Below are 23,937 nucleotides of genomic sequence, written 5' to 3' on the forward strand. Positions count from 1 at the left end.
AACTATGACTTCGGGCTTTGCCGCACCTAGCCAAAATCAGAGGCGTCAAGCGCCCCGCCGCGCAGGTGGTGCTGGACCGCATAGGTCACTGACAATGCGTCATCGACCGCGTCATGCCCCTGCAGCGGCGGGTGGTCGATCTGGTAATAGCTGGCCAGGGTGTTGCTGCGGGTGACTTTCAAATCATCATATGGCATGCCCGCCTTCAGGAACAGATCGCAGGCGTTGCCGAACCGGGTCACCGGCAGCGGCGGCACGAGGCCAGCCACGTAGCAGCTGATCGCCACCATATTGAATTCATCCTTGCCCCAGGACCACAGACGGGCGCCATCGGCATAGTCCTCAACCGCCTTCAGCGCCGAACCAAGCGGCACGGCTTGGCGATCAAGAACCTCTTCGGTAATGCCGGTCAGCCTGGTGAAAAACGGATCCAGCGGCCACCGCGCGCCCTGCCGGTCAACCGGCAACACATAGATCCGTTCGGTCCCGAGGATGGGAAAATCCTGTTCCAGCCCCAACTTCACCAGACCGATCTGTGCAATCACGGGATCCGGGTCCTTCGGGCCACACCAGAACCGCGAGGGAGAGCCCTCGGCCGTCAGAAATTCACAATCAAACACAATAGCTTGCTTCACGACCCGCTCCTTCGGTAGAATTCCGTGCCTTCCGGACCTTGACCTAGCGTCACCCAGGCAAGGGGCAAGCAGAGGAGGTCATCCACACAAGCGGCAAGTGAAACAGGCCCTCCCGATATGGGAGAGCCTGTAGAACAGGACCGGATAATCCCGGTCATCAAACAGCATATTGCCGCGTCAAAGACCCTTGGTCCGGTAGCTGCCCGCGACCTTGCCAATGGAGACCAGATAGGCGGCAGTCCGCAGATCCGTCACGTCATCGCGCTCGTGCCAGACATCACGCATGGATTGGTAGGCGGTGCGCATGGTGTCATCCAGGCCCGAGCGCACCAACTCCAACTCGCCCGCCCCCTTGAGGTATTTCTCCTTGAACTTGGAATCCAGCGTCCAGGTCTTGCCCATGCTTTCCGACAACGCCTCGAACTGGTCCACAACAAGCTGGTGACGCGCCTCTTCCTGACGCCGCTGCATGCGACCGAACCGGATATGCGACAGGTTTTTCACCCACTCGAAGTAGGAGACCGTCACGCCCCCGGCATTTGCATACATGTCGGGGATGATCACCGTCCCCTTCTTGCGCAGGATCTCATCCGCCCCGGCGGTAACCGGGCCGTTGGCAGCCTCGATCACCAGTTTGGCTTTGATCCGGTCTGCGTTGGTCAGATTGATGACCCCCTCCAGTGCCGCCGGCACCAGAATATCGCAGTCCTCTTCGAGGTATTTGGCCCCATCCTTGATGTAGCGGCCCGAGGGATACCCATCAACGCCGCCATGTTTCGCGATCCAGGCGTGCAGATCTTCGATGTCGAGCCCGTTTTCATCCATCAGCCCACCGTCGCGTTCGATCACGCCGATGATCCGGCAACCGTCCTCCTCGGAGAGGAATTTTGCCGCATGATAGCCAACGTTGCCCAGGCCCTGCACGATGACGCGCTTGCCATCGAGCGTGCCGGAGAGCCCCGCTTTCGCCTTGTCTTCCTCATAGCGGAAGAACTCCTGCAGGGCGTATTGAACCCCGCGGCCTGTGGCCTCGACCCGGCCGGCGATCCCGCCGGCGTTCAGCGGCTTTCCGGTGACGCAGGCCCTTGCATTGATGTCTGTGGTGTTCATGCGGGCATATTGATCCGCAATCCACGCCATCTCGCGCTCGCCTGTTCCCATGTCGGGCGCAGGCACGTTCTGCGACGGGTGGATCAGATCGCGTTTCGCCAGTTCATAGGCGAAGCGGCGGGTGATCAGTTCCAGCTCCTGCTCGTCGTATTCACGCGGATCGATACACAAGCCGCCTTTTGAGCCGCCGAAAGGGGCTTCGACGAGGGCGCATTTGTAGGTCATCAACGCCGCCAGCGCCTCGACCTCATCCTGGTTGACCCCCATTGCATAGCGAATGCCGCCCTTGACCGGTTCCATATGCTCCGAATGGACGGAGCGGTAGCCCGTGAACGTTTGGAGCTTCCCGCGCAGGCGCACGCCGAAACGCACGGTATAGGTTGCGTTGCAGACACGGATTTTTTCTTCCAGTCCGGGCGGCAGGTCCATCAGCGCCACGGCGCGATTGAACATGAGGTCCACACTTTCGCGAAAGCTCGGTTCTTTGAGATTGCTCATCGGCTGTTCCCGTCCTCCTGAAACGACTCAAGTTGCGATACTGCTCCCCATCTATTCAGAGAACGTTACGTCCTGCGACCTATTATCCACAGAAACTGCACAAAAAAGCGGCAAACCCACTCCCCTGCGGCACCGGCCTTTTCGGATCCGCCACCCGGGAGCTGTGGCGCGAGCCTCTGATCCCGGAACGGATTGTTTCAGCTGGCCAGACAACCCGAGAAACCGGACAGGATTAGCGTCAAACTCTCCCGAAAAGAGCGGTTTAGGACCAGATCGCGCCCCAGTTCGGCCATCTTTATCAACCATTCCTAAAGCGGGCGAACATGTGCTTTGAACTTCGGTTCCGGCCTTGCCCTATTCATCTCGGCTCATCTCGGCTCTTTTGATCGCTGGAAAGACATCAGATATGAACGGCAATTTCTGGACGACGACATCATTGGCCTCTCGTGGCCTATGGACGGGGCTTCGGAAGACTGGCCTGCGGGAGACTGGGCTGCGGTTCCGGGCTGACGAGAGCGGCGTGCTGGAAAAGCCGATGATTGCCACCCTGCTCTGCATGCTGGCCGTCGGTGGCATCGGTATGGATCTGGTACGGCTCGAACGGGACCGAACAGAGTTGCAATACACCCTTGACCGCGCGGTCCTTGCGGCGGCCGACCTGGATCAGCCCCTGGCCCCCGACGCCGTCGTGCTGGACTACATGGCCAAGGCCGGGCTGGACCGATATTACAAGCAACCCTACACCGAAATCACGCCGTCGTCGAAACGGGTCACAGCAACCGTAGATGCGGATTTCGAAACCTATTGGATGAAAATTGCCAGGTACGACAAGCCGCTGCCGCTCAGGGCGGCGGCGACTGCGGTCGAGAGTATCGGCAATGTCGAGATTTCACTGGTGCTGGATGTCTCTGGATCCATGGGGCAGGACAACCGTCTGAGGAACCTGAAAACCGCCGCCAAGCAATTCGTCCAGACCATGGATGACAACACCGAAGACGGCAAGATGACGATTTCCATCGTGCCCTATTCGACGCAGGTTTCGATGCCCGCCTCTGTGCTCGACCAATTGCAGTTGAGCGACGCGCACAGCTATTCCCATTGCATCAACTTTGACAGCGACGATTATTCCACCACCGCGATCAGCACGGTCGACGACTACGAACAGACCATGCATTTTTCGATCTGGGGCAGCAGCGACTACCGCAACAGTTCCGATCTGGTCAGACTGGCAACCTGCGCGTCGCATGTCAACAATCCCGAACGCACGGTGATGTTGCTGGAAGACGACGTCGATACGCTGCAGGACTACATCGACGACTTCGAAGCCAGCGACAACACCTCCATCGACGTTGGAATGAAATGGGGCGTCGCCCTGCTGGATCCGTCGATGCAACCGATCGTCTCAACCCTCGCGAGCGGTGTCGATGCGGAAATAGATCCACAATACGCCAATCGCCCGGTCAGCTATTCAGACCATGAAACGCTGAAGGTCATCGTATTGATGACGGATGGCCAGAACACCGATCAGTATTATGTCAACAGTGACTACCGCAACGGGGGCTCGCAGGTCTGGTACAATGCCGATGAGAGAGTCTACTCGACCTACAACGAGAACACAGGAAACTACTTCTGGCATGATCCCGATACCGGCTCCGGCACCTGGGGCCCGCATCCCTTTGGCGATGGCAATCTGTCAAAGAAATACTGCTACCGTTGGGATTACCGTGGCAACTGCTCTCGTGAAACCACAATGCGCGAGCGCGGAAGCTCCGTTGAGCTGAGCTTTGCCGATCTTTTTGCCGATACCTCACTGCAATACATCTACTACTACCTGTTCTACGACTGGATGGACTACTACGACGCCCGTGATGAATGGTACTATGACGTGTACAATGCGGTAGGGGCCAGCAGCAAAGATCTCCGGACCCAGTCGATCTGCACCGCGGCCAAGGATCAGGGCATCATCGTCTTCACGATCGGCTTCGAAGCACCCGAAGGCGGCCAGACCGTTCTGCGCGACTGCGCAAGCTCCGACTCGCACTACTACGATGTCAAAGGGCTGGAAATCGCTGAGGCCTTCAACTCCATCGCCTCGGCGATCCGCCAACTGAGGCTGACAGAATGATGCGCGCCCCTGCCCTGCCCGCCCGATTGCGCCGGTTCCGCGAGGCCGACGACGGCAATGCGACAATCGAATTTGCGATCCTGTTCCCGCTGATGCTGCTGGTCCTCTTCGCCTCGGTCGAGCTGGGGTTGATCACCGTGCGACAGATCATGCTGGAGCGCGCCATGGACATGACGGTCCGCGATATTCGCCTCGGCACCGGTGGCAATATGCAGCATGATGACATTCGCGACAGGATCTGTGCCAGATCCGGGTTCATCGACGACTGTGCAACCTCGCTGCGTCTCGAAATGGTGCAGCTCGACCCCTTCGCCTGGGGCGGGGTCAATTCCGACCCGGACTGTGTCTCCGTCATTGAAGAGGTGGAGGCGGTCACCACCTTTGTAAACGGGGGATCAAACGATCTGATGTTCCTGCGGGCCTGCATGAGCTTTGACCCCGTCTTTCCCCACTGGGGCCTCGCCGACAGCATGCAAAAGGACGGTCAGGGTCGCATTCGCCTCTATGCCTCCAGCGCATTTGTTCAGGAGCCGAAATAAGCCATGGGTCAGTTTCTCATTGATATCCTGCGCCGGTTTCGGCGCCGCGAAGAGGGCAACGTCTCGGTTGAGGTTGCCTTTTACCTGCCCTTCCTGCTCGGCATCTTTGCGGCCACTTACACGCTGTTTGATCTGTTTCGGCAGGAGACGGTCAATACCAAAGCCGCCTATACCATCTCGGACCTGATCTCGCGCGAGACGGCCGCCCTGAACGATGACTACATCGACAGCATGTTCACCCTGGCGCAGCTTCTGGTGCGGTCAGATTCCGGCATGTCGATGCGGGTATCGGTGATCCGCTGGGACGAAGACGACAATCGCTACTACGTCGATTGGTCCGTCGAGCGGGGCGACTTGATGAACGTCTGGACCGATGGCACGGTGTCCGATATCGAGGCCAAGCTGCCCACGATGCCCGACCAGGAGCGCGTGATCCTTGTCGAGACATGGAACAATGTGGAGCCCGCTTTCAACATCGGCTTCTCCACCCGCAATATCTACAACTTCGTGTTCACCCGCCCCCGCTTTGCCTCTCTCGTCGCCTTTGAGGGGGAAATATTCAGCGACGGTACTATTCACGATGACGAAATCGACGACTCCGTGATGTGATGGCGCGACCATGACTCGGTGACAAGGTCCGGCGCGGCCTTTGAAGTCGCCACCTGATCAATGGGCTGCGATTATTCCGCCTGACGCCGCCTGACCAGATGTTTGTGCATTCAGTCTGCGTTCTGTTCCGCCATCAGGGCCGCCAGGATTTCAGAGGCCGTTTTGGTTTGCGACCCAGGCGTCACCCCGCCGATGCCAATCCGACGCCCCATCCGCCACCACAAACCCGGATACCACTGGCGCGTGTCCCGGCTCCGACTGCGCATCAGAAACCCGTTGGAGGGCTTGAAGGCAAAGAATCCGCGGTCCAGATGCTCCAGATCTGAAATTCTCACCAGCTCGACTCCATCGGAACAGCGCAGCACCTTGGGCGTCAGCTCCAACCGGTGCGCAGTGGCGTGCCACATGCGATATCCCATCCACAGCGCCGCGCCTGCAACCACAACCAAGAAGATCCACCACCCAAAGCCCAGCGAACTGGTTACCGCGACATAGAGAGACAGAAGCCCCAGCCCCGCAAGCATTGCCACCCCCAGCACCCTGCGGGCGGGCGAGGCCTCGATGGTGGCCAGAATTTCATCGGCGCCATAGGGGCTGTTCATGGATTGCTCTCCCTGTTTTGGTCAGGACCCAATCCACGACCGATGGGGCAGAGGTAGCGAAAAACATCTGAACCTAACAGCCCCTTTCGAGGGCACCAGAAACGCAGCAGCCGCAGACACGCCCCGCAACCCGGGTCCTGCTCGCCCCTCGCCCCACCCTCTTCCACCCGCCCGAACCGCAGACGGCTCTGTCTCAGACCCGCTCTCGGTCGCGGGCCTTGGCCTCTGCACCCGCGCACAGTGACCGTCAACCTGTGCAGACTTCCGTTCCCCGTGGTTCGGTCTAGATTGGCAGAGAGATCACCTCATCAGGAGAACCCAAATGTCCCTGCGTCCCGTCCTTGAAACCCGCGCCGCCCAACCGACGATGGAAGGGGCAGGTGTCCATCTGCACCGCGCCTTTGGCTTTCAGGATCCCAGCGAGCTGGACCCCTTCCTGCTGTTTGACGACTTTCGCAACGACCATCCGGAGCTCTACCAGCAGGGTTTCCCCTGGCACCCCCACCGCGGGATCGAGACCATCACCTATGTGCTTGCAGGCACGGTCGAACATGGCGACAGCCTCGGCAACACCGGCACGCTCGGCGCGGGCGATGTGCAGTGGATGACAGCCGGCTCCGGCATCCTGCATCAGGAAATGCCCGCCGGGAATCGCGAGGGGCAAATGCACGGGTTTCAACTCTGGGGGAACCTGCCCGGACGCGACAAGATGTGCGCGCCGCGATATCAGGACGTACAGGGCAAAGAAATCCCCGAGGTCATCGACGACGACGGCACCCGCGTCAAAGTGATCGTCGGCTCCTTCTGGGGCAAGACCGGCCCTGTCGACGGCATTGCGGCCGATCCGCAGTATCTCGACATCCATGTTCCGGCCGGAGTGAAAAAGACCTTTCGGATCGATACCTACCGGCGGGCCTTTGCCTATATCTTTGACGGTTCCGCCGCCTTTGCGGATGCCTCCCGCCCGCAGGGGGTGCTGCTGGAAAAAGAGGTCGCAGGACAGGAAGTCAACATCCGCGACATGTCCGGGGATCGCACGCTGGTGCGCTTCGGCACCGGCGATGAAATCACCGTGCAGGCAGGCCCCGAGGGCGTCCGGTTCCTGCTGATTTCCGGCGCACCGATCCAGGAACCGGTGGCCTGGCATGGTCCGATCGTCATGAATACCCGGGCCGAACTGCAAAAAGCCTTTGCTGAATTGCGCAACGGCACATTCATCAAGCCCGCGCATTGATCACACCAGACAGGCGCCTGCGGGCGGTCCCCCTGCTCCCGGGGGCCGCCCGTCCGGTACCGTCGCGTGATCCATCACCGTCCGTCCTGCAGAATAAAAGCGCGCGGTAGCGCTCATCTTGAAACCCGTCTGCCGTCAGATACCCACCTGCCGCCGAACCCGATCAGAGCGCGACGGATTTCCGGACCATGTCCCAATAAAGCGTCTCCACCTCAGTCAGCGACAGCCGCCCGCCATCCCGATACCAGGTCAACACACCATTCAGCATCGCAATCACCGCAAGCGCCGCGATCTTTGTATCCGGCACCTGGAAAACGCCGGTGGCAACGCCCTCCTTCAGGATGTTTTCCAGCTGATCCTCATAGGCCCTGCGGCGGTCCTCGATGCGGGCGAAATTCTCTTCGGTCAGATTACGCAGCTCCATATAGGCGATGAAAACCGCGTCCGACCGCTCCAGATTATAGCGGATGTGAAAACGCACGAATGCTTCCAGTCGGGCGACCGCGTCTCCGGACACCCGCTGTTCGGCCCAGGCCGCCAACAGGTCCTCCATATGGGCCTGCATCAGATCCACCAACAAGCTCTGCTTGTCGCTCGTGTAATTGTAAAGCGCCCCTGCCTGCAAACCCACATGGGCCGCAATCTGGCGCATCGACACGGCGGCAAACCCATGTCGCGCAAAAAGCTCCTGCGCCGCCGCACGGATGCGGGGGCCGGTAATGTCGGAATGAGAGCCTTGCGTACGTGCCATGGCGCCAAAGGTAACTGAACATTTGTTCAGATAAAACCCACCTCCGGCAGGCGTCGCGATGTCTTGTACCCACAGGCACATTTGTGCATCAAGGGCGGGAACAAGGACCATTGCCATGCCCTGCCGACACACCTCGACGCTACCGTCCACAGAGCCGCTTGCCGATCGGCTCTACGCCGCATCAAAGCCGCGAACAAGGGGCACGGTTGTACAGCTCGGCAGCGTGGCCCCGCTCTGCGCACTGGCCCTGCTTTGTGCATTTGCTCTCACCTCCTGCACCCGCGTCCCCGAGCTCGAGGATCGCCTGCCCGCGGACCTGCAGGACCAGCCCTACCCCCGATTGCTGCCTCTCGGGACCGCCCTCGCAGCCGAACCGCTTCCCGAGGTAGAAAGCGCCGAATTGACGGAGACGCTCGATGCGCGCGCGGCGCGGTTGCGCCAACGGGCCGCAGACCTGCGCCGCCGGACACCCTGAGCGGGATCCTGATCAACCGTGTCGCCCGACGCGCAGGCGAACCTGTCGGCCGAAGAGCAGACCGACGAGGCGTTGCACCACCGGGCCAGAGCGGCTAATGCGTCATCCAACCTTTCGACATCCATTTATGAGGACCTCCCGCTATGACTGAACCGCTTCGACTGGGGATTGCAGGTTTGGGCACGGTTGGCATTGGCGTGGTGAAAATCATCCGTCGCCACGCAGCCCTGCTGGAGGCCCGAACCGGCCGCCCCGTGGTGATATCTGCGGTCTGTGCCCGGGATGCCTCCAAAGACCGCGGTGTGTCTCTCAAAGACTATGCCTGGGAGACCGATCCGGTCGCATTGGCCACCCGCGACGATGTCGATGTCTTTGTCGAGCTGATGGGCGGACACGACGGCCCCGCCAAGGCCGCAACCGAGGCCGCACTGGCCGCTGGCAAGGATGTGGTCACCGCCAACAAGGCGCTGCTGGCGATCCATGGGCAGGCTCTTGCCGAACAGGCCGAGGCCAAGGGCCGTGTGATCCGGTTCGAGGCGGCCGTGGCCGGTGGCATTCCGGTGATCAAATCGCTGACCGAGGGGCTGGCGGGCAATGAGATCACCCGCGTCATGGGGGTTATGAACGGCACCTGCAACTACATCCTGACCCGGATGGAAACTGCGGGCCTGCCCTATGCCACCGTGTTCAAGGAAGCGGACGACCTTGGCTATCTCGAGGCCGATCCGACGCTGGATGTCGGCGGGATCGACGCCGGTCACAAACTGGCGTTGCTGGCGGCGATTGCCTTTGGCACCAAACCGGCCTTTGACGATGTGAAGCTCGAAGGGATCCAGAGGATCGCAATCGAAGACATTCGTCATGCTGCCGATATGGGCTACCGGATCAAGCTCCTCGGGGTGGCTCAGCGATCGGCGCGGGGGCTGGAGCAGCGTATGACACCCTGCCTCGTTCCCGCGAACTCTCCCCTGGGACAGCTGGAAGGCGGCACCAACATGGTGGTGATCGAAGGCGACGCGATCGAACAGGTGGTTCTGCGCGGCCCCGGCGCGGGCGAAGGCCCGACGGCCAGTGCTGTGATGGGGGATGTGCTCGATATTGCGCGGGGCATCCGGATCGCGACCTTTGGTCAGCCCGCCGCAACGCTGGACGATGCGCCCTCTGCGCAAGCCGGCCTGCCCGCGGCCCATTACGTGCGCATGTCGCTGCAGGACAAGCCGGGGGCGATGGCAAAGGTGGCGGCGGCGCTCGGGGACGCGGGTGTCTCGATCCACCGGATGCGCCAGTATGACCATTCGACCACCATCGCACCGGTTCTGGTGGTGACGCATAAATGCACCTCATCCATGCTGGAACATGCTCTGGACGGGCTGGAGGCGACCGGTGTCGTCGAAGGAGCCCCAGTCGCATTGCGCATCGAAGAACTGTGACATTTGATCTTTATACGCAACAGGCGGACGGGGTTTGACCAGATCGCGCCCGAAACGACCACCGTTAGCGTCACCATCGCCGCCGCTCCCTTGCCCCTGCGGGCAAGGGCGGGGTATGCCGGATGGGATCACAAGAGATTGAGATAGGAATTTGGGAATGACTTCGACACCTGCCGATGCGCCGTTTCACGACCGCATGCTGTCCCTGGGCCTGGCCCGGGTTGCCGAACAGGCCGCTCTGGCCTCTGCTCCGCTAATTGGGCGCGGCGACGAAAAGGCCGCCGATCAGGCCGCCGTGAACGCCATGCGCGAGCAGCTCAATCTGCTGGACATCGCCGGTGTCGTGGTCATCGGCGAAGGCGAACGCGACGAGGCGCCAATGCTGTTCATCGGTGAAGAAGTCGGCACCGGCAACGGCCCCGGCGTGGATATTGCCCTTGATCCGCTCGAAGGCACCACCCTCACCGCCAAGGACATGCCAAACGCGCTGACGGTGATTGCGATGGGGCCACGCGGCTCGATGCTGCATGCGCCCGATACATATATGGACAAGCTGGCCATTGGTCCCGGCTACGCCGATGGCATCGTATCGCTGGATATGTCCCCGCGCGAGCGGGTCGAAGCGCTGGCGGCCGCCAAAGGCTGCAGCCCCGCCGACATCACCGTCTGCATTCTGGAGCGCCCACGGCACGAGCCGATGATCGCGGAAGTGCGTGAAACCGGAGCCTCCATCCGCCTGATCACCGACGGCGATGTTGCGGGCGTCATGCATTGCGCCGAAGCCGAAATCACCGGTATCGACATGTATATGGGTCAGGGCGGCGCCCCCGAAGGGGTCCTGGCGGCAGCGGCGCTGAAATGCATGGGAGGCCAGATCTTTGGTCGTCTGGTGTTTCGCAACGACGACGAGAAGGCCCGGGCCGCCAAAGCAGGCATCACCGACCTTGACCGCATCTACACCCGGGACGAGATGGTCACGCAGGACGTGATTTTTGCCGCCACCGGCGTCACCGGCGGCTCGCTCCTGCCCAGCATCCGGCGTCGGCCGGGGTGGGTAGAGACCACCACGCTGCTGATGCGTTCCAAGACAGGGTCCGTGCGGCGCATGAGCTACCGCACCCCACTGAGCGCGCATCAGTAACGCCATCGCCCTCCCCCCTCCGCAGCGCTTGCAGGCGCGGTCGGAAAGTAGGTATTTATGAAAAGATGAAAGGCCGGGACCGAGCGGATCCGGCCTTTTCTCTTAGCCATCAGCAGGAGCCACAGAGTTGAGTTTTCTGGGAGTCGAGACCTCATTGACCGGACGGCGTTGGATTGGGCCGGGCATCGATCAGAGCCGCGCCGGTGAGCATCTGGCGCAGGAAACCGGTCTGCCGCCAGCGGTCTGTCAGGTTCTGGCCCGCCGCGGCGTCCCCGCACATGAGGCCAGCGGTTTTCTCGCGCCCCAGCTTCGCGAACTGTTGCCCGATCCGCGCCGCATGAAGGATATGGAGGTCGCTGCTGCGCGCTTTCTTGAGGCCATCGAAAAACGTCAAAGGGTCGCGATCTTTGCGGATTATGACGTCGATGGCGGTGCGTCGGCGGCCTTGCTTTTGGTGTATCTGCGTCAGATGGGACAGGATGCGACGCTCTATATTCCGGATCGCATCGACGAGGGCTATGGCCCCAACGAGGAGGCGATGGCCGCCCTGGCTCGGGATCATGACCTGATTGTCTGCGTCGATTGCGGAACACTGTCGCATGGTCCTATCGCGGCGGCCAGGGGCGCTGATGTGGTGGTTCTGGATCACCACCTCGGCGGGGAGACCCTGCCCGCCTGTGTGGCAGTGGTAAATCCCAACCGCCAGGACGAAGATGGCGACCTCGGCTACCTCTGCGCTGCGGGGGTGGTGTTTCTGATGCTGGTCGATGTCCGCCGGCAGGCCCGGGACAAAGGGTTCGGGACCGGGCCCGATCTGATGGGACTGCTGGATCTGGTGGCGTTGGCAACGGTCGCCGATGTGGCCCCGCTGATCGAGGCCAACCGGGCGCTGGTGCGGCAGGGCCTGAAGGTCATGGGACGGCGCGCGCGCCCGGGTCTTGTGGCACTGGCGGATGTCAGCCGGATGGACTCTGCCCCCTCAACATATCACCTCGGGTTTCTGCTGGGCCCCCGTGTCAACGCCGGAGGGCGCATCGGCAAGGCCGACCTCGGCGCGCGGCTTTTGGCCACCGAGGATCCACACGAGGCCGCGGCCCTTGCGGAACGGTTGGATCAGCTGAACACGGAACGGCGTGATATTGAGAATGCCGTGCGGGCTGCCGCCCTCGAACAGGCCGAGGCACGGGGCTTTGACGCACCGCTGGTCTGGGCCGCAGGCGAAGGCTGGCACCCCGGGGTCGTCGGCATCGTGGCCTCCCGCCTGAAAGAAGCCACCGGCCGCCCGGCGGTTGTGATCGGGCTTGATGGCAGCGAAGGCAAAGGGTCGGGACGCTCCGTCTCCGGCATCGACCTTGGCGCTTCGATCCAGAGAATGGCGCTGGACGGCCACCTCATCAAAGGGGGTGGGCACAAGATGGCGGCCGGGCTGACCGTGGCCCGGGATCAACTGGAACCCGCCATGGCCCGACTGTCCGAGCTGTTGGAAAAACAGGGGGCCGGCGATCTGGGGCCATCTGACCTGAAGCTGGACGGGATGTTGATGCCCGGTGCCGCAACCGTCGAGTTGATCGAACAGATCGAACAGGCAGGCCCCTTTGGCGCCGGTGCCCCTGCCCCGCGCTACGGTTTTCCCGAGCTTGCCGTGCGCTTTGCCAAACGTGTGGGCGAGTCGCATCTGAAGGTCAGTTTCACCGACGGCATGGGGGGCAACATCGACGCCATCAGCTTTGGCGCCTTTGATACAGCGCTGGGACCGCGTCTGCTGGACCATGGCGGTGCGCGCTTTCATGTCGCCGGTCGCCTGGAGGTCAACACCTGGGGCGGGCGTCAAAGCGCGCAATTGCGATTGGAAGATGCGGCCGAGGCCTGATTTTGCTGTTTTTGTGGCGCGGCCGTTCTGTGTGTCGCCCCCTGTGGAAAACAAATTTCGCTGATCCATGCTTTTTCGCTTGCGAGGGCCGGCGCAAATCCCTAGACACGCGCTCACACAGCGCGGCCCGTTCGTCTATCGGTTAGGACGCCAGGTTTTCAACCTGGAAAGAGGGGTTCGATTCCCCTACGGGCTGCCACTATCCCTATATTGGTGACTGCTGTCCGCTCGGGATCTGAAACCTGCATCTCTGCGGGTTTCCACGCGGCGAAAAATCCCCCCAAGTCACTGAAAATGATGAATTTTCACGGATCCCACCAGCTTCGCAAAAACTTTGCACTTTCTGTAGTTTCCCCCTTGCACAGTCATTGGGGACTGAGTAAACACCCCCTCACGCACAGCGCGGCCCGTTCGTCTATCGGTTAGGACGCCAGGTTTTCAACCTGGAAAGAGGGGTTCGATTCCCCTACGGGCTGCCACTATCCCTATATTGGTGACTGCTGTCCGCTCGGGATCTGAAACCTGCATCTCTGCGGGTTTCCACGCGGCGAAAAATCCCCCCAAGTCACTGAAAATGATGAATTTTCACGGATCCCACCAGCTTCGCAAAAACTTTGCACTTTCTGTAGTTTCCCCCTTGCACAGTCATTGGGGACTGAGTAAACACCCCCTCACGCACAGCGCGGCCCGTTCGTCTATCGGTTAGGACGCCAGGTTTTCAACCTGGAAAGAGGGGTTCGATTCCCCTACGGGCTGCCATTTTTATTTCAAACCGCTTGTGCCAGCCACCACTCACGTTCGAAAAATACGCTCCTGCGGCGGGGATTTCTCTGTTGATGAAATCACCCGCCGCAGGCGTTCCAAAGCCTCTTCCTGCTCGTCCAGATCGTTGAGGCTTGCCCCGAGGATCAGGCCATTCAAACCGGCGGAGCCCCGACAAAAAGCCGACAATGCATCGGCCCCCAGACCATGGGCGCGTGCCGACTGCGCGAGCTTCTGATCGTTGAGGCCATCCCGTAAATGCAACACGACCTGCATCCCCGCATGATGATCCTGGACGTGACCAACATCGGAAAAGTCGCGGCGCAAACGGTCAACAAGGTTACGGTGCCGCTCCGCATAGACGCGACGGACGCGGCGCAGGTGACGATAGAATTCGCCGCGATGCATGAACTCCGCCAAGGCAGCCTGCGGCATCGAACTTGCCCGCGCCCCCTTGGCACTCATTGCGGTGCCGAGGACATCGACCAGACCGTCCGGCGCCACGATATAGCCCATCCGCAGACTATTGGAGAATACTTTTGAAAAGCTGCCAATATAGACTGTGCGGCCCTGCGCATCGACGCCGGCCATGGCGGGAATCGGATGTCCTGCATAGCGAAATTCGGAATCGTAGTCGTCTTCGATGATCCAGCCGCCGGCCTGCGCCGCCCAGGCAATAAAGGACTGCCGCCGTCCGGCACTCATTGCGCCGCCGAGTGGATACTGGTGCGATGGGGTCAAAACCACCACCCCGGTGCCATCCCCGACCGTCGGCACTTCGGCCCCCTGCGCATCAACAAAGAGATCCCGCACCCGAAGCCCTTGGGCCTCGGCAAAATTGCAAATCGGCGGAAAGCCCGGATCTTCGACGGCGACGGTGCCGCCCTGCCTGGCCAGCGCATGCAGGCAGATATCCAGCGCCTCTGTCGCGCCGGACGTCACCAGGATCTGCTCCGGGCGGGCCGGAATGCCGCGCCAGTCGCGCACATGGGTGGCAATGGCCTGCCGCAGCTCCGGATGGCCGAAGCCACCGCAGCCGGTCAGCATCTCCTCCGGTCGAGTGCGGCATAGGCGCGACACGCATTTCGCCCAGGCCCGATACGGAAACAGGCGCATGTCCGGCTCCCCGGCCTCCAGCGACAAGGGCGGATGTTCGGTCAAATCCTGTGCCGGGTATGTTTCCTCTGCGGGCGACAGCTCCACCTCTCCCATGGCGCAGACCGTATAGCCAGACCCGCGCCGCGATCTGAGGTACCCCTCTGCCATCAGCTGTTCGTAGGCGGTCACCACGGTTGCCCGCGCCACACCAAGATCCGTCGCCAGTGCTCGGGTTGCAGGAAGCCGCTCCTCCGGAGCCAATGCCCCGGACCGGATCCGGCTGCGGATCGCGGCGCAGATCTGTTCAAATATCGGCGTATCCGATCCCCGGTCGGGCATAAAACCCAGCGCAGCAACTGTCATGATATTCGGCCTGTCGAGATTTCCGGACCCCCACGCTATGCCTTGGGGACCCGCTGCGCAAGTCTGCGGCAGCGGGCGCGAAGATCCGCGGCCGGCCTAGCCTGCGCCCGCCCCCTCACCGGCGCGGCGCAGCTCCACAAAGGTCTCGTTGTAGCAGGCCCCATCGCCAATATCCGTGCGCAGCGCAGAGGAGATCAGGGCATTGGCCGTCAGCCCGGTTTGCGAGCTTTGCCGCCAGGTTCCTTTGGCCGCATAGACCACACCCGGCCGCATCGCGTCCGAAATCCGCAGTCGAAACGTGACACTGCCGCGCTGGTTTTCCACCGCAACAAACTCATCATCGCCAAGCCCGCGCGCGGCGGCATCGGCTGGATGCACCTCAAGCACTTCCGGCCCCTTGGACCAGGGGGAGCTGCCAAATGTTGCGTTGATCCGCTTGTCGGAGCTGGGCGTGATCAGCACCAATGGCAGGTCCTGCCGTGCGGGATCATAGCGCGGCACACCAAAGCCGCCGGCCTGCTCGAGATCAGAGCTGAACAATTCGATCCGGCCCGAAGCCGTGGCAGGGTGAACCGTGTCGCACAGAACCAGAGGCGCGCCGCCTTCCGCCTGCATCTCCAGCGCCCGGTCGGTTGGCATCTCGCTTGGGGGGCGGCCCCCGAATTGCGGATGGCTGCCATCCATTGCCTCATCCATCAAGGTGACGTCACTGGCCTGATGTTCCGGTTCGACATAGCCGAACCGCGCGGCCAGACGGCGAAAGATCTCCGTGTTGGGGAGGCTCTCGCCGAGCGGCGCGATCACCGGTTCCGCCCGCTGCACATAGTTTTGCCCATAGGCGGCGAAAATCTCATCATGTTCGAAATGCGAAGCAGCCGGCAGGATGACATCGCACAAGGCCATGCTGTCAGTCATGACGACGTCACAGCCAACCACAAACATCTCCTCCTGACTCAGAGCCTCGATCATGCGACCCTGATCCGGATGCGTGGCCACCGGGTTGTGGTTGTAGATCATCACAGCCCCCACCGGCACCTCCTGATCGCGATCCAGCATCAGCCGCGCAACATCCAGGATGTTGACGACCCGGGTCGCGGGATCGATCAGATGGTCCCCCTGCAGACGCGCACGGGTCTTGGGAGAGGCGAGACCGGATTTGGCAATGACACCTGCCCCGGGTCGGCCATGCTGGCCCAGCAGCGCGTTCAGCGCCATGGCCGCGCGCAAACCCGATCCGCCCGAGCGCCCGCGCTCCATTCCGTTGCCCAGCGCCGTGGCCATCCGCTCTGCCGCCTGCATCCAGTCGGCCAATTGCCCCAGATCCGCCAGCGACAGTCCGCAAATATCAGCAGTCGCCGCCAGACTATACTGCCGCGCCTCCGTCATGTAGGCGTCGCTCCCCAATGTCCAGCGCGCGATGAACCCCGTATCAAAGGCGCCCCGCCGCTCAAGCTCCGCCGCCAATCCCTGCGCCAGGATCACGTCGGTCCCGGGGCGGACCTGAAGGTGCAGATCCGCCTGCTGGGCAATCTTGATCCGCTTGGGGTCAATCACCACAAGACGCGCCCCCTGCGCCCTGGCCGCTTTGACGACGCGTGTCAGGTGCAGGTTGGACACTGTCACATTGTTGCCCCAGACGACGATCAGATCGGACTGGGCCGCCTGCTCCGGCGGCATGCCCGGCGCATCGCCATAGAGGCTCTCGTAGGCCAGCCCCCGGACACCGCCACACAGGGGCCCCCGGTTCAACCGGGTTGCTCCAAGGCGGTAGAAAAACCGCCGGTCCAGCGATCCACCCGCCAATTCACCGTGAGGACCCGCGTAATTCAGCGGCAAGATGGATTGTGGGCCGAACTGGTCGATAGATCTTTGCATCCCCTCATGCACCAGTTCGAGCGCCCGGTCCCAGGAAATACGTTCAAATTGCCCGGACCCGCGTGGCCCCGTCCGGCGCAGCGGATGCGTCAGCCGCGAAGGCCCATGCACAAAATCAGGATAGGCCCGGGCGACCTTGTTGCAAACGACCCCGGCCGTAAACGGATTGGCGTCAGAGCCCCGCACAGCCACGATCCGTCCGTCTGTGACGTCCACGTTGAGGCTACAGGTATCTGGGCAATCGAGCGGGCAGACGCTGGGCAGAACCTGCGTCCGGGACGTGGGCCGGTGCCCCTCCTCCGCGACAAAGGGGTGTTTCAGATCGGATGGTGGCATGGCGCGGCTCCGCATTGGCGATGTCGTTTTGCCTGTCCTAGATCACAAGCAGCACAGGACAAAGCACCAATAATGACCAATTCAAGCAGACCAATTTGAACGGTTTTGAGCACAGTGCCTCTGGTCTCTTGCCGCGGTTGGCGGCGCGTCCCATCCGGCGACTTGGCGATCATGGCATGCAGAGCATCGCAACCAACGCGCCCCCGCCCCTGCGCGCAGAAAGGTCAGGCAGACTTGCTGCTGGGGGGCGCCATCTCAGCTTCGAGATGAGGGGCAAAGAACATATGTCGCGCCCGCCCGGCCCGTTTGGCGCCATAAAGAGCCACATCCGCCTGATGGAGCAATTGCGCCGCATCCGGTTGCGACATTGACGACGACAGCGTTGTGCCGGCAGAGGCCGAGATCCTGCAGGTCTGAGCGCCATACATCATCGGGTCTTCCAACCTCTGGATCAGACGCTGGGCCAGTTCGCTCAGCCGCCCAATATCCATGAGACCCTCAAATATGAGAACGAATTCATCGCCGCCAATTCGCGCCACGGTGTCTGATTTGCGGGTGCAATCCACCATGATCGCGGCCACCCGCTGCAACACCGCATCACCCGCGGCGTGGCCGTAGGTGTCATTGACCTGCTTGAAGAAATCCAGATCCACATGCATCAACGCGAAATCCCGACCGCTGTTGATCAGACGGTTCAGTACGTGATCCATGGCGCGACGGTTCTTGAGGCCGGTCAGCGTGTCGGTAAAGGCCTGTTCTTCAGCGGCAATCTTCGCCCCTTGCAAGCGCAGGTTCAACTGACGCGAGGCCTCCATCGCGGCGGATTTGGCCTCGACCAGATACAGCATCTCGATGGTCAGATCCGTAGGCGAGAAATCCTGGCTGGTCAGGTCGAAATCGCGCACCGCATCCAGAACCGAAATACCGAAGGACAGATTGATAAAGCCGCCCTTACCGGCTGGCAGCGGCACCAGAACCCCCTTCATCCGGGTATGGGGCGCAGAGCGCAATTGGAAATGGAGCTTGCTGCCCGCTGTTTCCATCAGGTCATCGACGGTCTTGACCCAGCGCGGTCGCTGGAGGTCGAAGATATCGAAAAAGGACCGCCCCTCCCAGGAGTCCTCACCGCGGATTTTATCCAGCGTCGGACCATAGCTCTGCAGCTTGCCGTCAGTGTCGATGATGACATGCATCGGACAGATCTGATCGGCCATCGCGCTGAGATCCTGCAAGCTCATCATAGCGGATGCGCTCCGAGATCAAAGGTCCGGCCCTCGGAGAACTCGCTTTCGATCAGGGTGATGGAGATCACATCGGCGCCGTCCTGTGTGCCCGCGAGATCAAGGATCACCAGAGCACCATAATCATCGGCCATCGCCCTCAGCACACCGGTCATCACCTGAGCATATCCAGGCACGCCCGGCTGGCACAAAAGTTCGAACTGGCCCGGGGCCTGCTCGATCAGCTCCAACCCCGGCAAATGCAGGTCGGACACGGCCAGCCGCGCCCGGTCGGGCAAGTCATCCAGTGAATGCAGAAACTCGACGTAGTTGACGCCGCCAAACCGCAGCAGACGGCGCAGGGCCTCCACTTGCGGATTGGACACCAGAAAGGTCCCGACATCTTCCAGAATTTCGAGCAAAGGGCGTTCAAGGCTCCGTTCTACTGCGCGCATCATCCGCATTGATTGATCTTCAGGGTATACGAGCATCGCTTCGAACTCGGAAAATCCAAGTTCGCTTGCGTCCATGATCTCGTTCCAGCGCTTGCTCCCATATGTGCTGGTAACAAACGCTTGGACAGCCCTGTTGATCAAACCGTGCATACGGTCGTTCCCTATCTCACCTTTTAGCCAAAATTAAGTCCGCATGCTTAAGAAAGGCCGAATATCTAAGATTTCATATTCTTTCTGTCTTACCAACACGCCATGTTCCAGAGCTTGCTGGAAAAACGAATAATTCTGACGTCATACAAAACAAAAGCCGAGGGGACAGTTTCCCACGGCCTCAAGGGTCTTGCATATGCGAATCGTGCGGTATTTCCCTCTTGAGCTGACATCCGAGGCATGATGCGAAGCTTCCGGGCGGGGTCTCCCTGACTCGTATCCTATCATTCTGTGCGATTGTTACGCAGCCACCATAAGACAAGACATGCGCACTCTCCAATGAAATAGTGATCTTTGCGGCAAGTTTCATGCGGAAACTTGCCGCAGGGACGCAGGCCGGGACAGAAACCTAAAAATCGGTGGGCGCGCCACCTTCGGATTTCCGCCGCTCCACAAAGGCTGCCAACTCCTCTCGGATAGCCGGATCCATCGGCGGTTCTTCAAATTCGGCTATGATCTGCTTGTAGATCTTGTGTGCCCGCTCCGCCGTCCAGACGCCGCCTGCCGCCTCCCAGGCCTCGTAATTGCGCCAGTCACTCAGGAAAGGCTGATAGAACGCAGTGGCATAGCGATCCTGGGTGTGCTGGATGCCAAAGAAATGGCCATCGTTGCCAACTTCGCGGATGGCATCCAACGCGATCTCATCAGGTCCTGTCGCCACGATCGCCGGCTCCATATAGCGCTGGATCATCTGCAGCACTTCACAATCCATGATGAATTTTTCGGGGCTTGCGATCAGCCCCCCTTCGAGCCACCCGGCGGCGTGATAGACCATATGGGTGCCCGACTGTACGGCAGCCCAGAGCGAATTGGAGGTCTCCCACATCGCTTGACCATCGGGGACATTTGCGGCGCACACCCCCGAAGACCGCATCGGCAGCCCATAAAACCGGGCCATCTGGCCGGTCATCTGGGTCGCCCGCATGTATTCCGGCGTGCCAAAGGCAGGGGCACCGGATTTCATGTCCACGTTCGACGTGAAGGTACCGATCGCGCAGGGGGCACCGGGACGGACATATTGGAACAGGGCAATCGCGCAGAGCGATTCCGCCAGCGACTGCGCCACCGCACCTGCCATCGTCACCGGCGCCATCGCACCCGCCAGCGTGAAGGGCGACACGATCACCGGCTGGCCGCGCCGGATCAGACGCAAGGAGCCGTCGATCATGGGGTCGTCATGCTTCAGCGGCGAGGTGGAGTTGATATTGGTATACATCCGAGGTGTCGCCTCGAATTCCGCATCGCTCAGCCCCCCGGCGATCCGCACCATTTCCATCACGTCCTCGACCCGCTCCTTGCCCAGCGAATAGGCGTGCGTCACCTTGTCCGTGATCGTCAGCTTGTCAAAAAGCACATCCAGGTGGCGCACCGAGGCATGTATGTCCACAGGCTCCACCGGATATCCGCCCGCGAAGTGGATGCAATTGAAATACTGCGTCAGTTTCAGCAGGTTCTGGCATTGCGCGCGCGTTCCCGAGACCTTCTTGTTCAGCTCCACGTCCCAATAGTTGGGCGGCGAGGACACATTGCCGAACACCATCGTGTCGCCACCGATGCGGATTGTGCGATCCGTGTTCCGCGGGGTCAGGGTAAAGTCCGACGGCGCCTTTGCGACCATGTCCATGACAAAGTCGCGACCCATCCGGACCAGTTCACCGTCTACTTTGACGCCGGCCTCCCGAAAGATCTCCAACGCCTCGGCATTCAGGAATTGAACTCCGATTTCCTCCAGGATCCGCATGGCGCCATCATGAATTGCGGCCACGCCTTCATCGGTCAACGGTTCAATCGGGCGGTCAAGATTGGTCGGAGGATTCCACGGCATCTGTTCCAGCGTTGCCGTACCACGACGGGCCGCTGCCCCCGCTCTGCCGCCGCCACGGCGTTTGCGCGCAACTGTCTCCGACATGGTGCTCCCCCTCAGACTGTGAACCGAATTCTCCCTCGATACTGCATCATCGCCTTCCAGACACACCTGTCCATTCCCGACACGGCATGTCGCTTTCCCGTCGGAGGATGCCGCTTGGCGCAGACCCTCCCGGGGTCAGCCCGCAAGCCAGGCCGGGATGTGGCCGATATCGGGCAGGACCACATCTGCGTGCGGCGCGAGATCGGCGGCGCTGGCCATTCCGGTCAGAACGCCGATGGTCTGCATGCCTGCAGCACGTCCGGCGATCAGATCGTGCAGACTGTCGCCCACCATAGCAGTTTGCGACGGCGGGACCGAGGCGGTCTTGCAAAAGGCCAGCAAGGGATCGGGGTCTGGCTTGGCCCCATAGCCGCTGTCTGCACCGATCACCATGTCGAAAAGCTCAAGCACGCCGGAGCGGGTCAGATGACGGCGGGCCGAATGTTCACCGTCATTTGTCATCACGCCCAATCTGTAGCCCTCCGCGCGCAGCCCTTCGAGAAACGGAGCCAAGGGCACCGCCTGCGCCAATTCGGCCTCTGCGGCCGTCCGGGTCAGATAGGTGGCAAGCTCCGCGGGTGCCCGGCCCGGAACATGCGGTGACAGCCGCGCCGCGATCTCGCCGTTTGTGCCTGCGATGGCAATACTGTCCGGCCGGAATGCCCGTTGCTCCAGATCATAACTGATGGCGTCCGCCAGTGCGGCCAAGCGATCACTGTTTCCCTCCGCCAGGTCGGTCAGCATCGTCATCGACCAGCCATTCCAGGTGCGGGAAAAGTCGAACAGCGTACCGTCCTTGTCAAACAGAAGCGCGGAAAGGGTCATTGATGGTCCTCGGGGATATCAGGGATCAGGGCGTTCCGCAGCCCTATCACGTCCAGTGGACCTGTTCACCCCCCGGCAAGGCCGCGCGCGCCTCGACCAGCGCGCTATAGGGAAGACCTTCGAGATCGCAAAAGGCCATGACCCAGGCGTCATCCATCAGCAGAAAGTCCAGAACAGCCCCGAGGAATGTCGCATCGTTCACCCGGTCACGCAGGTCCGACAGCGAGGCCCCGCTGGCGCCAAGGAAGACCGGCAGCAGGTCGTCATTGCCAGCCAGCCAGCTCAGCGCTTTCAAACTCAGAACCTCGGCCTGATCGGCGGAAAATGGCATAGCAGCCTCCTTGTCGACACTTTTAGGTCAAATTGCTGTAAATACGAAAGAGTTTGTTAACCAGTCTAATCGACACTCGGACCACGTCATAAGACAGATATGAAGGTGTTCGGACTTGCTAGGCACGATCCTGATCATAGATGGGGTCTCCATCAATCGCATCATTTTGAAGGTGCAGCTGACGGCCGCCTGTTTCCAGGTGTTGCAGGCCGATACTGTTGCGGCCGCCGTCGCGCTGGCGTCCGGCAACCGTCCAGATCTTGTCCTGACCGCAATGTCCCTTCCCGACGGTGACGCCGCCGCCCTCAAGCAGGCCTTGGCCGCCATGCCACAGGTCGCGGATGTGCCGGTGATCGCGCTCAGTGCTCAGAATGACCGCGCCACCCGGATCAAGGCTCTGTCGGCCGGAATTGATGAAGTGTTGCCGCAACCCGTGGACGATATGATCCTTCAGGCCCGCATCCGCAGCCTGCTCCGCATGCGCTCCAAGAATGAAGATCTGCAACTGTGCGAAGACGGCGCGCACAGGTTGGCCATCCCCCTTGCCGCGGCGGCGCAGCGCATGTCGCGACCCGACGCCCGAATCGCACTTCTGTGTCACGATCTGCAAACCTCTCTCAAATGGAAACGCCGCCTGTCCTCGCAGGTCAGCGATGATCTGCGCGCCTGTACCCTCGACGCCATCCAGGATCTGATGCGGTCTCCGGTGCCGGATGTCATCGTGATCGAATTGAACGAACTCTCCGCCGGCATGGCGCTGCGCCTTCTCGCTGATCTGCGGGCCCGGGCAAGCACCCGCGACTGCATTGTGGTCGCGGTGCCCAACCCGGCCGACGCCACCATTGCCGCCGAAGCTCTGGACCGCGGTGCACATGATGTGTTGCACTGCGGTTTTCAGGTCGAGGAACTGGCGCTGCGGATCAACATACAACTGGAGTACAGAGGCCGGGCCGAGCGCGCCCGGGACACATTGCGCAACGGGTTGCGCGCCGCGATGGAGGATCCGATGACGGGCCTTTATAACCGGCGCTACGCAAAACCCTTCCTCGACCGGGTCGTCTGTGACGCTGCGCTGTCGGGTCAGCAATATGCGGTGATGGTCGCAGATCTGGACCACTTCAAGCGGATCAACGATCAGTTCGGCCACCCGGTCGGCGACGCGGTCCTGATCGAAGCGGGCCGGCGGCTGCAGGCAGAGTTGCGCAATTGCGACATGCTGGCCCGTATCGGCGGCGAGGAATTCATGGTCGTCATGCCCGGCGTCTCGGCCGCAGAAGTCAGCAGCACCGCAACCCGGCTGTGCACGGCGATCAACACGGCCCCCTTCACCGTTTCGGGCGCCTCGACCCCGATCGAGGTCACCATCAGCATCGGCGCCGTCATCGGGGGGCCTCACGCGGGCGAGACCTCGGCTGATGGCCTGTTTGCAGCTGCGGACCGGGCGCTTTATGATGCCAAACGTGCCGGACGCAACCAAACCTCTCTCGGTGCCGCGTCACGTCCGGCAGCCGCCTGATCACGCCCACCTGCGCCG

At 61.4% G+C, this 23,937-nt stretch carries 20 protein-coding genes and 3 tRNA genes; 12 read left to right on the forward strand and 11 right to left on the reverse strand.

All coding sequences use genetic code 11. The features are described 5' to 3' along the window. Positions 1-26: 26 nt before the first annotated feature. Complete coding sequence (locus tag FGE21_RS13025) at positions 27-635, reverse strand: exonuclease (RefSeq protein ID WP_139663737.1); 609 nt, start codon at positions 633-635, stop codon at positions 27-29. 177 nt (positions 636-812) lie between these two features. Then, positions 813-2,243 carry a Glu/Leu/Phe/Val dehydrogenase gene (locus FGE21_RS13030; RefSeq protein ID WP_139663738.1) on the reverse strand — a complete coding sequence of 477 codons (1,431 nt, stop codon included), beginning with the start codon at positions 2,241-2,243 and terminating at the stop codon, positions 813-815. Between the two features lie 406 nt (positions 2,244-2,649). On the opposite strand from FGE21_RS13030, the gene FGE21_RS13035 reads away from it, so the two are divergent. The 3 genes from FGE21_RS13035 to FGE21_RS13045 are packed head-to-tail and all read left to right on the forward strand — an operon-like array spanning position 2,650 to position 5,516. Beyond that, positions 2,650-4,368: a VWA domain-containing protein gene (locus tag FGE21_RS13035; protein WP_139663739.1), complete on the forward strand. Its 1,719-nt coding sequence runs from the start codon at positions 2,650-2,652 to the stop codon at positions 4,366-4,368. Continuing rightward, positions 4,365-4,907, forward strand: coding sequence for a TadE/TadG family type IV pilus assembly protein (locus tag FGE21_RS13040; RefSeq protein ID WP_139663740.1), 543 nt, complete (start codon positions 4,365-4,367; stop codon positions 4,905-4,907). Before FGE21_RS13035 ends, FGE21_RS13040 begins: the two co-directional genes overlap by 4 nt. 3 nt (positions 4,908-4,910) lie before the next feature. After that, the gene (locus FGE21_RS13045) at positions 4,911-5,516 is read left to right on the forward strand and encodes a TadE/TadG family type IV pilus assembly protein (RefSeq protein WP_139663741.1); all 606 of its coding nucleotides are present in this window, start codon (positions 4,911-4,913) and stop codon (positions 5,514-5,516) included. 110 nt (positions 5,517-5,626) lie between these two features. Here the strand turns inward: FGE21_RS13045 and FGE21_RS13050 are convergent, their stop codons facing one another. Further along, positions 5,627-6,118, reverse strand: a complete 492-nt coding sequence (locus FGE21_RS13050) for a hypothetical protein (protein ID WP_139663742.1) — start codon at positions 6,116-6,118, stop codon at positions 5,627-5,629. 322 nt (positions 6,119-6,440) lie between these two features. On the opposite strand from FGE21_RS13050, the gene FGE21_RS13055 reads away from it, so the two are divergent. Next, the gene (locus FGE21_RS13055) at positions 6,441-7,352 is read left to right on the forward strand and encodes a pirin family protein (RefSeq protein WP_139663743.1); all 912 of its coding nucleotides are present in this window, start codon (positions 6,441-6,443) and stop codon (positions 7,350-7,352) included. A gap of 163 nt (positions 7,353-7,515) precedes the next feature. On the opposite strand, the gene FGE21_RS13060 is transcribed toward FGE21_RS13055, so the two are convergent. Then, positions 7,516-8,103 (reverse strand): TetR/AcrR family transcriptional regulator, encoded by a 588-nt coding sequence (locus FGE21_RS13060; RefSeq protein WP_139663744.1) that lies wholly within the window; start codon positions 8,101-8,103, stop codon positions 7,516-7,518. Between the two features lie 115 nt (positions 8,104-8,218). Between FGE21_RS13060 and FGE21_RS13065 the strand changes: the two genes are divergently transcribed. From FGE21_RS13065 to FGE21_RS13095, 7 genes are all read left to right on the forward strand, one after another. Beyond that, positions 8,219-8,578, forward strand: coding sequence for a hypothetical protein (locus FGE21_RS13065; RefSeq protein ID WP_255731576.1), 360 nt, complete (start codon positions 8,219-8,221; stop codon positions 8,576-8,578). A gap of 143 nt (positions 8,579-8,721) precedes the next feature. Continuing rightward, complete coding sequence (locus FGE21_RS13070) at positions 8,722-10,008, forward strand: homoserine dehydrogenase (protein WP_139663745.1); 1,287 nt, start codon at positions 8,722-8,724, stop codon at positions 10,006-10,008. Positions 10,009-10,165: 157 nt separating this feature from the next. After that, the gene (glpX, locus tag FGE21_RS13075) at positions 10,166-11,149 is read left to right on the forward strand and encodes a class II fructose-bisphosphatase (protein ID WP_139663746.1); all 984 of its coding nucleotides are present in this window, start codon (positions 10,166-10,168) and stop codon (positions 11,147-11,149) included. A gap of 127 nt (positions 11,150-11,276) precedes the next feature. Further along, positions 11,277-13,019, forward strand: a complete 1,743-nt coding sequence (gene recJ, locus FGE21_RS13080) for a single-stranded-DNA-specific exonuclease RecJ (RefSeq protein WP_139663747.1) — start codon at positions 11,277-11,279, stop codon at positions 13,017-13,019. A 124-nt stretch (positions 13,020-13,143) separates the two neighbouring features. After that, a tRNA-Glu gene (locus FGE21_RS13085) sits at positions 13,144-13,218 on the forward strand. Positions 13,219-13,423: 205 nt separating this feature from the next. After that, positions 13,424-13,498: transfer RNA gene (locus FGE21_RS13090), tRNA-Glu, on the forward strand. Between the two features lie 205 nt (positions 13,499-13,703). After that, positions 13,704-13,778, forward strand: a tRNA-Glu gene (locus FGE21_RS13095). Between the two features lie 33 nt (positions 13,779-13,811). Here FGE21_RS13095 and FGE21_RS13100 read toward each other — a convergent pair. From FGE21_RS13100 to FGE21_RS13130, 7 genes are all read right to left on the reverse strand, one after another. Next, entirely contained in the window at positions 13,812-15,242 is a 1,431-nt protein-coding gene (locus FGE21_RS13100) for a PLP-dependent aminotransferase family protein (RefSeq protein WP_139663748.1), read from the reverse strand. 96 nt (positions 15,243-15,338) lie between these two features. Next, positions 15,339-17,453 (reverse strand): molybdopterin-dependent oxidoreductase, encoded by a 2,115-nt coding sequence (locus FGE21_RS13105; RefSeq protein WP_139663749.1) that lies wholly within the window; start codon positions 17,451-17,453, stop codon positions 15,339-15,341. Between the two features lie 224 nt (positions 17,454-17,677). Next, complete coding sequence (locus FGE21_RS13110) at positions 17,678-18,694, reverse strand: GGDEF domain-containing protein (protein WP_139663750.1); 1,017 nt, start codon at positions 18,692-18,694, stop codon at positions 17,678-17,680. After that, complete coding sequence (locus FGE21_RS13115) at positions 18,691-19,278, reverse strand: heme NO-binding domain-containing protein (RefSeq protein WP_139663751.1); 588 nt, start codon at positions 19,276-19,278, stop codon at positions 18,691-18,693. The genes FGE21_RS13110 and FGE21_RS13115 overlap by 4 nt, the downstream gene beginning before the upstream one ends. 409 nt (positions 19,279-19,687) lie before the next feature. Beyond that, entirely contained in the window at positions 19,688-21,247 is a 1,560-nt protein-coding gene (locus FGE21_RS13120) for a trimethylamine methyltransferase family protein (protein WP_139663752.1), read from the reverse strand. A 135-nt stretch (positions 21,248-21,382) separates the two neighbouring features. Beyond that, on the reverse strand, positions 21,383-22,072 hold the full coding sequence (locus FGE21_RS13125; protein WP_139663753.1) for an HAD family hydrolase: 690 nt from the start codon (positions 22,070-22,072) through the stop codon (positions 21,383-21,385). 46 nt (positions 22,073-22,118) lie between these two features. Beyond that, positions 22,119-22,403: a DUF3572 domain-containing protein gene (locus FGE21_RS13130; protein ID WP_139663754.1), complete on the reverse strand. Its 285-nt coding sequence runs from the start codon at positions 22,401-22,403 to the stop codon at positions 22,119-22,121. Between the two features lie 115 nt (positions 22,404-22,518). Between FGE21_RS13130 and FGE21_RS13135 the strand changes: the two genes are divergently transcribed. Next, positions 22,519-23,919, forward strand: coding sequence for a diguanylate cyclase (locus FGE21_RS13135; RefSeq protein WP_139663755.1), 1,401 nt, complete (start codon positions 22,519-22,521; stop codon positions 23,917-23,919). Positions 23,920-23,937 lie beyond the last annotated feature (18 nt).

Origin of the sequence: Phaeobacter sp. B1627, from assembly GCF_006265095.1 — a bacterium.
GTDB lineage: Bacteria > Pseudomonadota > Alphaproteobacteria > Rhodobacterales > Rhodobacteraceae > Epibacterium.

Excerpts from the sequence above, each read along its gene's own strand:
- FGE21_RS13030 (WP_139663738.1), bottom strand. The coding sequence starts at position 2,243 with ATGAGCAATCTCAAAGAACCGAGCTTTCGCGAAAGTGTGGACCTCATG.
- FGE21_RS13035 (WP_139663739.1), top strand. The coding sequence starts at position 2,650 with ATGAACGGCAATTTCTGGACGACGACATCATTGGCCTCTCGTGGCCTA.
- FGE21_RS13040 (WP_139663740.1), top strand. The coding sequence starts at position 4,365 with ATGATGCGCGCCCCTGCCCTGCCCGCCCGATTGCGCCGGTTCCGCGAG.
- FGE21_RS13045 (WP_139663741.1), top strand. The coding sequence starts at position 4,911 with ATGGGTCAGTTTCTCATTGATATCCTGCGCCGGTTTCGGCGCCGCGAA.
- FGE21_RS13050 (WP_139663742.1), bottom strand. The coding sequence starts at position 6,118 with ATGAACAGCCCCTATGGCGCCGATGAAATTCTGGCCACCATCGAGGCC.
- FGE21_RS13055 (WP_139663743.1), top strand. The coding sequence starts at position 6,441 with ATGTCCCTGCGTCCCGTCCTTGAAACCCGCGCCGCCCAACCGACGATG.
- FGE21_RS13060 (WP_139663744.1), bottom strand. The coding sequence starts at position 8,103 with ATGGCACGTACGCAAGGCTCTCATTCCGACATTACCGGCCCCCGCATC.
- FGE21_RS13065 (WP_255731576.1), top strand. The coding sequence starts at position 8,219 with ATGCCCTGCCGACACACCTCGACGCTACCGTCCACAGAGCCGCTTGCC.
- FGE21_RS13070 (WP_139663745.1), top strand. The coding sequence starts at position 8,722 with ATGACTGAACCGCTTCGACTGGGGATTGCAGGTTTGGGCACGGTTGGC.
- glpX (WP_139663746.1), top strand. The coding sequence starts at position 10,166 with ATGACTTCGACACCTGCCGATGCGCCGTTTCACGACCGCATGCTGTCC.
- FGE21_RS13100 (WP_139663748.1), bottom strand. The coding sequence starts at position 15,242 with ATGACAGTTGCTGCGCTGGGTTTTATGCCCGACCGGGGATCGGATACG.
- FGE21_RS13105 (WP_139663749.1), bottom strand. The coding sequence starts at position 17,453 with ATGCCACCATCCGATCTGAAACACCCCTTTGTCGCGGAGGAGGGGCAC.
- FGE21_RS13110 (WP_139663750.1), bottom strand. The coding sequence starts at position 18,694 with ATGATGAGCTTGCAGGATCTCAGCGCGATGGCCGATCAGATCTGTCCG.
- FGE21_RS13115 (WP_139663751.1), bottom strand. The coding sequence starts at position 19,278 with ATGCACGGTTTGATCAACAGGGCTGTCCAAGCGTTTGTTACCAGCACA.
- FGE21_RS13120 (WP_139663752.1), bottom strand. The coding sequence starts at position 21,247 with ATGTCGGAGACAGTTGCGCGCAAACGCCGTGGCGGCGGCAGAGCGGGG.
- FGE21_RS13125 (WP_139663753.1), bottom strand. The coding sequence starts at position 22,072 with ATGACCCTTTCCGCGCTTCTGTTTGACAAGGACGGTACGCTGTTCGAC.
- FGE21_RS13130 (WP_139663754.1), bottom strand. The coding sequence starts at position 22,403 with ATGCCATTTTCCGCCGATCAGGCCGAGGTTCTGAGTTTGAAAGCGCTG.